This window comes from Goodfellowiella coeruleoviolacea, assembly GCF_024171785.1.
GTDB lineage: Bacteria > Actinomycetota > Actinomycetes > Mycobacteriales > Pseudonocardiaceae > Goodfellowiella > Goodfellowiella coeruleoviolacea.
The window spans coordinates 445,230-458,094 of the sequence record NZ_JAMTCK010000001.1 but is presented as its reverse complement, the minus strand read 5'-3'; the positions used below and the strand labels follow the sequence as shown (position 1 = coordinate 458,094).

General features: G+C 73.4%; 9 protein-coding genes. 5 read left to right on the top strand and 4 right to left on the bottom strand.

Going from position 1 to position 12,865, the window contains the following annotated elements; all coding sequences use genetic code 11:
• Positions 1-203 precede the first annotated feature (203 nt).
• Entirely contained in the window at positions 204-1,535 is a 1,332-nt protein-coding gene (locus LX83_RS01800; protein WP_253766219.1) for an erythromycin esterase family protein, read from the top strand.
• 81 nt (positions 1,536-1,616) lie between these two features.
• On the opposite strand, the gene LX83_RS01795 is transcribed toward LX83_RS01800, so the two are convergent.
• Complete coding sequence (locus LX83_RS01795; RefSeq protein WP_253766965.1) at positions 1,617-2,231, bottom strand: LysE/ArgO family amino acid transporter; 615 nt, start codon at positions 2,229-2,231, stop codon at positions 1,617-1,619.
• Positions 2,232-2,317: 86 nt separating this feature from the next.
• Between LX83_RS01795 and LX83_RS01790 the strand changes: the two genes are divergently transcribed.
• Positions 2,318-3,247: a LysR family transcriptional regulator ArgP gene (locus LX83_RS01790; RefSeq protein ID WP_253766217.1), complete on the top strand. Its 930-nt coding sequence runs from the start codon at positions 2,318-2,320 to the stop codon at positions 3,245-3,247.
• A gap of 6 nt (positions 3,248-3,253) precedes the next feature.
• Here the strand turns inward: LX83_RS01790 and LX83_RS01785 are convergent, their stop codons facing one another.
• Positions 3,254-4,234 (bottom strand): sigma-70 family RNA polymerase sigma factor, encoded by a 981-nt coding sequence (locus LX83_RS01785; RefSeq protein ID WP_253766215.1) that lies wholly within the window; start codon positions 4,232-4,234, stop codon positions 3,254-3,256.
• Positions 4,235-4,384: 150 nt separating this feature from the next.
• Between LX83_RS01785 and LX83_RS01780 the strand changes: the two genes are divergently transcribed.
• Positions 4,385-5,326, top strand: coding sequence for an NAD-dependent epimerase/dehydratase family protein (locus LX83_RS01780; protein ID WP_253766213.1), 942 nt, complete (start codon positions 4,385-4,387; stop codon positions 5,324-5,326).
• Positions 5,326-6,942 (top strand): MFS transporter, encoded by a 1,617-nt coding sequence (locus tag LX83_RS01775; RefSeq protein WP_253766211.1) that lies wholly within the window; start codon positions 5,326-5,328, stop codon positions 6,940-6,942. The genes LX83_RS01780 and LX83_RS01775 overlap by 1 nt, the downstream gene beginning before the upstream one ends.
• Positions 6,943-7,119: 177 nt before the next feature.
• Here the strand turns inward: LX83_RS01775 and LX83_RS01770 are convergent, their stop codons facing one another.
• Positions 7,120-7,782 carry a 3-keto-disaccharide hydrolase gene (locus LX83_RS01770; protein WP_253766209.1) on the bottom strand — a complete coding sequence of 221 codons (663 nt, stop codon included), beginning with the start codon at positions 7,780-7,782 and terminating at the stop codon, positions 7,120-7,122.
• Between the two features lie 41 nt (positions 7,783-7,823).
• Entirely contained in the window at positions 7,824-12,029 is a 4,206-nt protein-coding gene (locus LX83_RS01765; RefSeq protein WP_253766207.1) for a PKD domain-containing protein, read from the bottom strand.
• A gap of 307 nt (positions 12,030-12,336) precedes the next feature.
• Between LX83_RS01765 and LX83_RS01760 the strand changes: the two genes are divergently transcribed.
• The gene (locus LX83_RS01760) at positions 12,337-12,771 is read left to right on the top strand and encodes an NTP pyrophosphohydrolase (RefSeq protein ID WP_253766205.1); all 435 of its coding nucleotides are present in this window, start codon (positions 12,337-12,339) and stop codon (positions 12,769-12,771) included.
• Positions 12,772-12,865: the final 94 nt, after the last annotated feature.

Below are 12,865 nucleotides of genomic sequence, written 5' to 3'. Positions count from 1 at the left end.
CCCACGCCCGGTCCGTGTCCACCTGGGATGGTCGCCCCGGTTGCCTGCCAGTGCCCGTTGTCCGCCCGGTTCGAACATGACAACACCCGGGGCGGGCAGTTCGCGTGTGACCGGGTGCTCGCCGGGGTAACCCCACAGCGCCGCCGACGCGGCTCGCGGTGCTGGCCGCCGCGGTGCGCCACCAACCGGTGCGGGAGGGCGTTGTGGAGCTTGCGCAGCGGGTGCGGGCGGCGGCCCAGCCGCTGCGCGCCCCGCAGGACCTGGACGCCGTGCTGGCCAGGGTCGGCCAGGCGCGGTTCGTGCTGATCGGCGAGGCCACGCACGGCACTTCGGAGTTCTACCGGTGGCGGGCGGAACTGACCAGGCGGCTCATCGCCGAGCGGGACTTCTCCTTCGTCGGTGTGGAGGGTGACTGGCCGGACTGCCACCGGCTGCACTGCTGCGTGGTGGGCGCGCCCGGCGCACCCGACGACCCGGCCGCCGCGCTGTGGACCTTCGACCGCTGGCCGCGCTGGATGTGGGCCAACGAGGAGGTCGTCGAGTTCGCCAGGTGGCTGCGCGCGGTCAACACCACCGGCGGGCGGTCCGGCCCGCCGGTGGGCCTGCACGGCCTGGACGTCTACAGCCTGTGGGACTCGCTGCGCGCGGTACTGGACTACCTGCGCGAGCACGCCCCGGACCAGGTGGACACCGCGCTGCGGGCCTACCGCTGCTTCGAGCCCTACCGGGAGGACCCGCAGGCCTACGCGTTCGCCACCCGGGCCCTGCCGGAGACCTGCGAGGCGGACGTGGTGCGCCTGCTCGCCGACCTGCGCGCGCCCGCGCACGAGGACGCGCTGCCCGGCCTGGCCCCCGGGTTCGTGGCGCGGCAGAACGCGGCGGTGGTGGCCGGCGCGGAGCGCTACTACCGGGAGATGGTGCGCGGCGACAGCCGCTCCTGGAACGTGCGCGACCACCACATGGCGGACACGCTGGACCGGCTGGTGAGCGCGTACGGCGCGCACGCCAAGGCGGTGGTGTGGGCGCACAACACCCACGTGGGCGACGCCAGGGCGACCGACATGGCCGCGGCCGGCCTGGTGAACGTGGGGCAGCTGGTCCGGCAGCGGCACGCCGACGACGGGGTGGTGCTGGTGGGTTTCTCCACCCACCGGGGCAGCGTCGTCGCCGCGGACCTGTGGGGCGGGCCGGTGCGCCGGATGGTCCTTCCCCCGGCCCGGCCGGACAGCGTGGAGGCGCTGCTGCACGAGGCCGTGCCGGACGCGGACAGCCTGTTCGTCTTCGGCACCGGCCGCGGGGACGGGGACGGCGGGGAGCCGGGCGGCGACCCGGCGTGGGCCGGCCGGGTGCGCGGCCACCGGGCCGTCGGGGTGGTCTACCGCCCGGCCAGCGACCTGGCCCGCAACTACGTGCCCACCGCGCTGTCCCGCCGCTACGACGTGCTCGTCCACTGCGACCACACCGAGGCGCTGAACCCGTTGCACGCGGTGGAGCTGGCCAGGGGCGAGGCGGAGACGTTCCCGGTGGGGGAGTGACCGGCCGCCGGGGCCCGGCCGGTGGCCGGACAGCCGGCCCGGACAGCCGGCCCGGACAGCCGGTCCGGTCAGCCGGTCCGGTCAGCCGGTGGCGCCGGTCAGCAGCACCGCGCCGAGCGCGGTCATGGTCGCGGCGATCAGCCCGTCCAGCAGCCGCCACGACGACGGTCGGGTGAAGAAACCACGCAGCAGGCGCGCGCCAAAGCCGAGCCCGCCGAACCACAGCGCGCTCGCGGTGACCGCGCCGGCCGCGAACCACCAGCGGGCCGCGCCCCAACCGGTGGCGACCGTGCCCAGCAGCAGCACCGTGTCCAGGTAGACGTGCGGGTTCAGCCAGGTGAACGCCAGGCAGGTGAGCACGGCCACGCGCAGCGAACCAGCGGCCGAGGACCCCTCGGGGTCCAGTTGGGCGGTGGACCGCAGGGCGCGGCGCGCGGCGAGCAGGCCGTAGCAGATCAGGAACAGCCCACCCGCCCAGCCGACCAGGCTCAGCGCACCCGGCCACAGCTGGATGACGCCACCCACCCCGCCCACGCCCAGCGCGATCAGCACGGCGTCGGACACCGCGCAGATCGCCACCACCGGCAGCACGTGTTCGCGGCGGATGCCCTGGCGCAGCACGAACGCGTTCTGCGCGCCGATCGCGACGATGAGGGACAGGCCGGTCCCCAGACCGGCGAGCACGGGAGTCAACACCTGCACAACGGCGACGCTAGGTCGGGTTTTCCCGCCAGGCCAGCTAAAGATTCTTCAGTATCATTAGCGTTCGTGATGACGCGGTGATGCCCGAACTGCCCACCGAGCTGGTCCGCACCCTGGTGGCCGCCGTCGACCAGGGCACCTTTGACGCGGCCGCGCGTGCGCTGCACCTGACGCCGTCCGCGGTCAGCCAGCGGATCAAGCTGCTGGAGCAGCGGATCGGGCGGGTGCTGCTGATCCGGTCCAAACCCGTGCGGCTGACCGAGTCGGGCGAGGTCGTGGCCAGGTACGCGCGCCAGCTGGCGCTGCTCACCGGGGACGTGCTGGCCGACCTGGGCATGGTCGAGGCCGGCCAGCCGAGCACGGTGTCCATCGCGGTCAACGCCGACTCGCTGGCCACCTGGTTCCTGGACGCGCTGCGGCTGGACCCCGACGAGCTGCCGATCCGCTTCGAGCTGCGCCGGGAGGACCAGGACCACACCGCGGAGCTGCTGCGCCAGGGACTGGTGATGGCCGCGGTCACCTCGTCCGCGCGCCCGGTGCAGGGCTGCACCGCCCGGCCGCTGGGTCGGATGCGCTACCACGCCATGGCCAGCCCGGACTTCGCGGCCCGCTGGCTGGCGCACGGCCCACTGCACCAGGTGCTGGCCACCGCCCCGGTGGTGGTCTTCGACCACAAGGACGACCTGCAGGACCGGTTCCTGCGCGAGCTGACCGGGCGGCGTGCCACCGGCGGGGTGCGCCACGTGGTGCCCGAGTCAGCGGTGTTCTGCCAGGCGGTGGTCAACGGACTGGGCTGGGGCATGCTGCCCACCACGCAGGTCGAGGCGCTGCTGGCCGCCGGCGCGCTGGTCGACCTGGCCCCCGACCGCCCCGTGGACGTGCCCCTGCACTGGCAGCACTGGAAGCTCGACTCGCCGCCGCTGGCCGCAGTCACCGCCTCGGTGGTGCGCACGGCGGCCCGGGCCCTGGTGCCGTTCGGCCACCACCCGGACGCGGCACCACCGAGGTGAGGCGTCTCAGCCGGCCCAGGCCAGCAGCGGCTCGTGCCGCTCGGGGTGGCGCAGCTGCGCCAGCGCCTGCTTCTCCAGCTGGCGCACGCGCTCCTTGGTCAGGCCGAGCCGCTCGCCGACCGCCTGCAGCGTGTGCTGGTGGCCGTCGTGCAGGCCGTAGCGCAGGCTGATGATCATCGCCTCGCGCGGCGGCAGCGAGTCGATCAGGCCGCGCAGCTCCCGCGCCAGCTCGTGGAACTCCACCACGTCGGGCGCGGACAGCACCTCGGTGTCCTCGATCAGGTCCGCCACCCGGGCCTCGCCCTCCGCGCCCACCGGGGTGTCCAGGCTGATCGCCTCCTTGGCCGCCTGCCGCAGCCGCAGCACCTTGTCCACGTCGAACTCGGCTGCCTCGGCCAGCTCCGCGACGCCGGGTTCGCGGCCGAGCCGGCCGTGCAGCTCCCGCTCGACGCGCCCCAGCTTGCGCAGGTCCTCCACCAGGTACACGGGCAGCCGGATGGTGCGGGTCTGCTCGGCCAGGCCGCGCTCCACCGCCTGCCGGATCCACCAGGTGGCATACGTGGAGAACTTGTAGCCCCTGGCGTAGTCGAACTTCTCCACCGCGCGGATCAGGCCCAGGTTGCCCTCCTGGATCACGTCGAGCAGCGGCAGCCCGCGATGGGCGTACTTCTTGGCCGCGGCCACCACCAGCCGCAGGTTGGCGCGCACCATGTGGTCCTTGGCGCGGTCCCCCTCGGCGACCACCGCGCGCAGCTCGCGGCGCTCGTCCCCGGACAGCTCGCGCTCACCCGCGTCGGCCCGCCGCAGCAGCTCCGCCGCGTACACCCCGGCCTCGATCCACCGGGACAGGTCGACCTCCTCGGCGGCGCTCAGCAGCGGCGTCGCCGAGATCTGCCGCAGGTACTGGCCCAGCAGATCGGCCTCGTTGCCGGGTTCGCGCGGCTCGGCGCGGGAGCCCAGCGCCCTGGCGTTGCGCACCACACTCACCTCCACTCTCCAGGGTCGGCACGACGGGGGTGGGGTAACCCGACACGTCCCGGTCAATCCACGCGATGCCGGGTTACCCCCTGGCCCCGGCTCCGCACCCGCCCGCCCGCGCCCGCGGGTAGCGCGCACCGGGCCGGGTACACCGCCGCCATGCGGATTCTCGTGACAGGAGCGCGTGGCAAGGTCGGCGCCGCCACCGTGCACCGGCTGCTGCGGGACGGACACCAGGTGACCGCGGTCGACGTCGCACCCGCCGTGTGCGAGCGCGCCCGGGAGGTGCGCTACGTCCAGGCCGACCTGTCCGACGCCGGACACGCCGCCGCGGTGGTGCCCGGGCACGAGGCCGTCGTGCACTGCGCGGCCATCCCCAGCCCCAAGCACAACCCGCCGCACGTGATCTTCCAGAACAACCTGATGGCCACCTACCACCTCATCGAGGCGGCGGAGCGGTCCGGCGCGCGCCGCGTGGTGCACATCTCCAGTGAGACCGTGCCCGGGTTCTCCTTCCCCCGGCGCTACTTCCACGCCGACTACGCGCCCATCGACGAGGACCACCCGGTCCGGCCGCAGGACTCCTACGCGCTGTCCAAGTGGTTCGGCGAGCTGCTGATGGACGCCGCGGTCCAGCGCGGCGACCTCACCGGCGTGTCCGTGCGGCCCACCTGGGTGCAGTGGGAGGGCAACATCGAGCGCAACGTCGGCCCGATCGTGCGGGACGGGGGCACCGACCGCAGTGCCTCGTTCTGGTCCTACGTGCTGGTGTACGACCTGGCCGACCTGGTCGCGCTCGCGGCCACCACCGACACACCCGGCCACGAGGTGGTGTACTGCGCCGCGGCCGACAACGCGGCCGGCGGGAACCTGCACGACCTGGTGCGCCGCAACTTCGACGGCGAGGTGGACCTGCGGCCGGTCGACCACGCCGAGGCGTCCGGCATCTCCTGCGCCAAGGCGGCCAGGGTGTTCGGCTGGAAGCCCACGCGCAGCTGGCGCGACCTGCTCGACGCGGACGGCCGGCTGCTGCCGGAGGCCAGGCAGCGCGTGGCCGAGGGCCGGACCGGCGTGCAGCTCGGATTGCGGGCCAGTTCCTGATGCGGACCGCGGTGGCGCTGTCGGCGTGGGCGCCGCTGCGCCGGCCCACGTTCCGCGCGCTGTGGATCGCGCAGTTCGGCGCGAACACCGGCACCTGGGTGCAGACGGTCGGCGCCCAGTGGCTGATGGGCGACCTCGGTGGCCGCGCCCTGCAGATCGCGCTGGTGCAGACCGCCATGACGCTGCCGGTGTTCCTGCTGGTCGTCCCCGCCGGCGCGCTCGGCGACATCGTCGACCGGCGCCGGCTGCTGCTGTGCGGCCAGACCGCGATGTTCGTCGGCTCGGGCGCGCTGGCCGTGCTGACCGCGGAGCGGGTGACCACCCCGGCGCTGCTGCTCGGCCTGACCGCGCTGATGGGGATCGGTGACGCGCTGTGCGTGCCCTCGTTCCAGGCGATCCAGCCCGAACTGGTCAGCCGGGCGGAGATCCCCCAGGCGGCGCTGCTCAACGGCGCCAACGCCAACGTGGCGCGCGCGGTGGGCCCGGCGCTGGGCGGGGCGCTGATCGCGCTGATCGGGCCCGCGGTCACCTTCGCCTTCAACACCCTGTCGTTCCTGGGTGTGCTGCTCGTGCTCTACCAGTGGCGGCGCCCGACCGACCACCACCCGCTGGGCCCGGAGCACGTGCTCGGCGCCACCAGGGCCGGGGCGCGCTACATCCGCAGCGCGCCCCGGTTCGCGGCGGTGCTCGCCAGGTCGATGCTGTTCATGCTGTTCGCCAGCGGGCTGTGGGCACTGCTGCCGGCACTGGCGCGCGGGCCGCTGGCCCTGGCGGCCGACGCGTACGGGCTGCTGCTGGCCAGCGTGGGGGCGGGCGCGGTGGTCGGCATCGTCGTGGTGCCCCGGTTGCGCGACCAGCTGGGCAGCGCCACCCTGTCCACGGCCGGGATGGTGGTCTTCGCCGGCGCCATGTTCGTCATCGGCGTGGTCGAGTCGGTGCCGGCGGTGGTGACCGCGCTGGTGGTGGTGGGGCTGGCCTGGATCGGCGTGCAGTCCACGCTCAACGCCGTGGCCCAGATCCTGTTGCCGGCCTGGACGCGTGCCCGGGCCCTGGCCTACTACCAGCTGGTCTTCATGGGCGGACAGGCGCTGGGCGCGGTGGGGTGGGGCGTGCTCGCCGACGCGGCCGGACTGCGCACCGCGTTCGTGGCGCCGGCCCTGGGCATGCTGGTGGGCGCGCTGGTCAGCGTGCGCGCCCTGCCGCTGCCGAAGGTCCGCCCCGATTTGAAGACGGTGCACTACTGGCCGGAGCCGACCGGCCGGTCCAGGCTGAGTTCGGGCGCCGGACCCGTGCTCATCATCGTGGAATGGCGGGTGGACGAGGCCAACGCGAGCCTGTTCGTGGCCGCCATGCAGCACCTGGAGCGGTCGCGGCGGCGCACCGGCGCGACCCTGTGGGGACTGTTCCAGGACACCGAGGAACCCACGCTGTTCGTGGAGACCTTCATCGTGGCGACCTGGCACGAGCACCTGCGCCAGCACGTGGAGCGGGCCACCGCGCTGGACCGCGAACTGGAGGAGATCGCCAGGAAGCTGACCATCGACGGCCAGCCGGCCCAGGTGCGGCACGCGGTCTGGGCCGAGTCGGTCATCCGCGTGCGGTCCAACCCGCGCTGAGCAGCGCCCCGGGGTCGCCCGCGGGGCCGTCTACCCGATGACGACCGCGTCGTTGCGCTGGCGCGCGGTGAGCCGGGGAACGCCGTCGCGGAGCACGCCCGGCCGGACAAAGCCCCACCGGCGGGGCCGTCCACCGGCGACTCCGGCCCGTGGACGGCCCCGCCCGGCCCGCGTCGGCTACCGCCGGTGCAGTTCCCGCACGGTGATGTGGCGGAACTCCGCCCTGGTGGTGGGGTCGTGGTTCTGCAGACCCAGGTGGCCCCGATCGCCCCGGGCCGGGTCGGTGCTGGTGAAGTCGTTGACCAGCACCCCGTTGAGCCACACGCGGTAACGCTGGCCGATCACCCGGACGCGGTAGTCGTTCCACTCGCCGACCGGGCGGGACGCCTGGGTCCTCGGCTGCTGGAAGTTGTAGATCGCGCCCGTCTTCTGCGGGTCGCCGGCGGGGTTGTCGTTGATCTGGACCTCGTAGCCCTGGTTGACCGCGACCCACGGATCGTCACCGGGATCGGGGAACCGCAGGAACACCCCGGAGTTGTCGGTCGGCGCGGACACCCGCCACTGCAGCCGCAGCTCGTAGTCGGCGAACTGGCGGGCGGAGTACCACAGCAGCCCCATGCCGTCCCGGGACCGCAGCACCCCGTCCACCACGTCGAACCCGCCGGGGCCGGCCTGGGACCAGCCGGTCAGGCCGCGCCCGTCGAACAGGCGCAGCAGCCGGCCGGAACCGTCCTGTTCGGACAGTTCGGATAGTTCGGACACCTGGGACGCCGCGGTGCCCGGCCCGAGCACGGTCAGTGCCAGCAGGGTGAGCAGCGCGCCGGTGAGCTTTCTCCGCACGGTCGGACCTCCTCGTCTTCCTCGGTCGGTTCTGGGCCGGCTCACCCGGTGCCGCCGATGCCCGAGCGCAGCGCGGCCACCAGGAGCGCGCCCCGGTCCCGGGCGCTGAGCACGCGCTCGCGCACCAGCCGCGCGGTCACCTCGTCGACGTGGCGGACGAACGCGACCCGGCTCGGCCAGGCCTGCTCGTCGCGGATCAGGTCCTCCACCGTGCACCCGTCCGCGCGGTGCGCGTTGGCCACGCGGCTGTCCACGTCGCCCAGCACCACGGTCGACCGCAGGTCGGAGCCCACGCACGCGTCCGGCTTGATGGTGAACGCCACCTGGGCGACCGGCGAGGTGTTGCCGGCCGCGTCCGTGGCCCGGTAGGCCAGGGTGTGCCGGCCGGCCGCGCTGACCAGCACCGGCTGCCGGTACTCGGTCCACTCGCCACCGTCCACCTGGTACTCCACCCCGGCCACGCCCCAGCCGGTGCCGTCGTCCGCGCTGAGCGTGACCGAGACCGGCGAGTGGTAGGTGTCGCGGAACCCGCTCACCGGGTCGCCGTTGGGCTCCGGTGGGTCGAGCACGGCGCGCGCGGTCGGCGCGGTGGTGTCGGCCGAGGGCCTGATCCGCACGTTGCGGAAGCGCAGCTGGTCGCCGGCGTTCTCGATGCCGATCCGGTCACCGTTGCCCCGGGCGCCGTCGCTGGTGTACCTGGTGACCACCTGCCCGTTGAGGGTGACCGTGTAGTCCCGGCCGCTCACCTGGACCGACAGGGTGTTCCAGCCGCCGTAGGGCGGTTTGGCCGCCAGGAAGTCCGCGGCCTTCACCCCGCTGATCGACCCGGTCCGGTTGATCGCGTTGTCCACCCGGTCCAGGATCGCCACCTCGTAGCCGTCCCGACCGGGCACGTCCACGTTCCCACCCGGGTCGCCGAACCTGAGGTAGAGCCCGGAGTTCGCGCTGACGCTGAACGACTCGTACTCGGCCTCGAACACGTAGTCGGTGAACCGCTGCTTGTCGTACCAGAGCACGCCCCGGCCGCTGCCCGACGGCTGCAGCAGCCCGTCGTCCACAGTGAACGAACCGGTGCCCACGTGCTGCCAGCCCGCCAGACTGCGCCCGTCGAACAGGGTGAGCCAGCCGTCCGCGTCGGGCGCCGGCCGCCAGGTCGTGGTCGCGGTGCCCACCGGCACGTCGGCCCGCAGGTTCACCAACTCCTGGCCGGCCACCACCAGCGGCCCGTCGCCACGCACGCACGAGTCGCCGAACGCCAGGCAGGCGACCACGATGTCGTCCGCGGCGACCGCGCTGGTGTAGGCCAGCACGGCGGTGCCGGCCTGGTCGGTGGGCACCACCTGGCGTTCCGCGCGCAGGTAGGGCGTGCCCTGGGGGGAACCGGGCGGCAGCGGGCTGGCCGGCGAGGCCCGGTACACCTCGACGCTGACCTGCTGGCCGGCGGCCGCCGGCGCGACCGTCGCGGTGACCTGGTGCTGCTCGCGGACGTTGCGGCCGGCCGACTCCGGGCGCACCGTGAGCGTGCCGGCCACCGGCGCGAACGCCCGCACCTGGGTGGCCGCCGAACCGCGGGACCGGCCCTGCGCGTCGCGCAGCGTGACCGTGGCGGTGTACTCGCCGGGCTGGGCGTAGCTGTGGGACACGGTCGCGCCGGTGGCGCTGGTGCCGTCACCGAAGTCCCAGTCGAACGTGGCGCCCTCGGGGGCGTCGGCCGCCGAACCGGTGAAGGCCACTCGCATCGGTGCCGGACCGCGCCGGATGTCGGCGAGGGCGTGCACGTTGCGCGGCCCGGCCGCGCCCAACCCGGTGAAGTGCACCGCGTCCACCCGCAGCGAACCGTGCAGCACCGCGTACAGCGGGTGGCTGCCGCCCGGGTCGCTGACCGGTGCCGGCTCGACGTCGCGGTACTCGCCCGCCGCGCCGGCCGGCACGTGCACGGTGCTCACCAGCGGGCCGTCCGGCGCCTGGCTGTGGAACTCGACGGTGCCGGCGGTCGCCGCGGCCACCCGCAGCCCGACGGCGTCGACGTGGGCCAGGTCGACCGGGTCGAACGCGATCCAGCCCGAACCATCCACATCGGACACCGCGCGGGTGCCCTCGGCTGCCTGGTCGTCCACCACCCGCGCGCCCTGCGCCTGGGTGAAGTGCTCGGCCTGCTTGTGCCGGGGTTGCAGGACGATCTCGTGGCTGCCCTCCACCGAGGGCACCCCCTGCCCGCCCCGGTCGGTGTAGGTGGCGCGCACCACGGTGAACAGGTTGGCCGCGCCACCGTGCCCGGAGTCCACACTGGTCTGGATCACGCCCTCGCAGCCGCGCACGCTGGTCTGCGGGTGGGCGTGCTCGTCGTGGCCGAGTGCGACCTGCACGGTGACGTCGTCGCAGTCCACTCCGGACCCGATGCCGCCGTCCTCCGCGTCGGTCACCGACACCCGGTAGGAGACCTTGTCGCCGAACGAGAACAGGCCGCCGTCGCCCGGGATGTCCAGGGTGACCGAGGGCGCGTGGTTGCCGACCGTGATCCGCACCCGGGCGACCGTGATCTTGCCGGTGCTGTCGGTGACCGTCAGGCGGGCGCTGAACTGCCCGGTGGCGGTGTAGGTGTGCTCGGCCCGCGCGCCGCTGGCGTCGTTGGTGCCGTCGCCGTCGAAGTCCCAGGCGAAGCTGAGCGCGTCGCCGTCGGCGTCACTGGAACCCGACGCGTCGAACCGGACGGTCAGCGGCGCGCTGCCGGCGGTCGCGCTCGCGGTGACGTGCGCGGTGGGGGAGTGCTGTCCCCGCGTGTAATCGACGCGGTAGAGCCCGGCCCTGGGGCCGGGGGTGAAGAACCCGCCGCCGTACTCCAGCACGTACAGCGACCCCTCCGGGCCGAACTCCAGGTCCATCGGCTGGTCGAAGTCCAGTTCGGGCAGGAACGGGCTGATCGAGGTCAGCTTGCCCTGCTCGTCCACGCGCACGTCCTTGACGAACCCGCGGGAGTACTCGTAGAAGAACTGGGCCCCGTCGAACTCGGGCGGGAACTTGGTGTCCGAAACCAGGTCCGGGTCGTAGCGGTAGACCGGACCGCCCATGGCCGTGCCGCCGCCGGGGCAGTCGATCTGCGGGAAGGTGTCGAAGCAGTCGTAGGGGTACCAGATCAGCGGCAGATCCGCCGGGGGCAGGTTGGTCAGGCCGGTGTTGTTCGGCGAGTCGTTGACCAGGTTGGCGCAGTCGAACTTCGGCCCCGGGGTGTTGGTGGCGAAGTCGAAGTCGTTGTAGGGGATGTTGTCGCCGATGCAGTACGGCCAGCCGCTGTTGCCCGGCTTGGTGATCAGCAGCAGCTCCTCGTACTGCCGTGGCCCCCGGTCGGGGTTGTCCTCGCTGGCGTCCGGCCCCACCACGCCCATCCAGACCCAGTCGGTCTTCTTGTCCACGGTGAACCGGAACGGGTTGCGCAGGCCCATGTAGTAGATCTCGGGGCGGGTGCCCGCCGTGCCCGGCGGGAAGAGGTTGCCCTCCGGGATGGTGTACGAGCCGTCGTCCCGCACGGTGATCCGGATCAGCTTGCCGCGCAGGTCGTTGGTGTTGGCGCTGGACTTCTGCGCGTCGAAGGGGGCGCGGCCGGGGCGCTCGTCGATCGGGGTGTAGCCGTCCGAGGCCCACGAGTTGGTGTTGTCCCCCGTGGACAGCAGGAGGTTGCCCTTGGAGTCGAAGTCGATGTCACCACCGACGTGGCAGCACAGGTCGCGCTGGGTGGGGACTTCCAGGATCACCTGCTCCGACGCGGGGTCGATGGTGTTGCCGGTGAGCGTGAGCCGGGACAGCACGTTCTTCGGCTCCGGCGCGGCCGGCGCGTAGTAGACGTAGATCCGGTTGTTGCTGGCGAAGTCGGGGTCGATGGCGATGCCCTGGAGGCCGTCCTCCTCGCCGGTGTACACCTCGACGCGACCGGCCTCGGTGACGTTGTGGGTGCGCGGGTCGAAGACCCTGATCACGCCGCGGCGGTCGGTCATCAGCACCCGGCCGTCCGGGGTGACCGCCATGTCCATGGGCTCGCCGACGTCGGCGGTCAGCTTCTTCTTCTCGAACATGTCCGGGCCGGGCACGTCGTAGGTGGTGTTGCCGGTCTCGACGGTCACGGACGCGGGTGGAGGTGGTTCCGGCTGGCGCGGCTGGGCGGTGGCCGCGGGGGTGCTCGGTGCCACGGTGCTCGACAGGGCCACCGCCAGGGCGAGCCCCAGGGCGGACAGCGGACGGCGCAGCAGAGACATCGTTGTCCTCTTCCGACGGGGGACCGGAGTGCAGGAGCCGCACCACGCAACGTAGCTGGCTTTTGTCGGAAGAGAACAGAAGTATGTCCTGGTTTGTCACAAGTTCGGACGGACAGCCCAACAGGAGTGCTGCCCCAACCACGTCGCGCGCCAACCAATGGGCGAGTCCGGTACCGGTCGCCGCGTCCGGGGTGACGCTGCGCATCCGGGCCGGGCCGGTCGATTTTCCCGGCCGGCGCGATCATGACACAGTGGCCGTGGCACCCGAGGGTGTGTGCCGCGGTGCCACGGACAGGAAGCCGGGAGCATGTCAGGTCAGTCAGTGCCGCTGGTCGTCGTCGACTCGGCCAACGTCGTGGGCGCGGTCCCGGACGGCTGGTGGCGGGACCGGGTCGGCGCCACCACCCGGCTGCGCGACGCGCTGCGCGCGGTCGCCGAGCGCGGCCTGCCGGTGTCCGAGACCGGCCAGCGGGCACCGGACTGGGCGAACCGGCCGCCGGTGGAGGTCGTGCTGGTGGTGGAGGGCGCCGCGCGCTCGGTGCCCGGCACCGACACCGTGCGGGTGGTGTCCGCGCTCGGCTCCGGTGACGACGCCATCGTGGAGCTGGTGCGCGCCGAGGGAGCGGGCCGGCCGGTGCTGGTGATCACCGCGGACCGGCAGCTGCGCGCCAGGGTCGCCGAGCTGGGCGCGCACGTGGCCGGCCCGCACGTGCTGCGCCCCATCCGCACCACCGGCGCCTGAGCCCGCCGGAGGACGCGGCCGCCCCGCCGCTCCGGCCACATCCGCGGGCCGTGCTCCTCAGACGGGCGGACCCACCGGTCACGGGTCGCGCCGA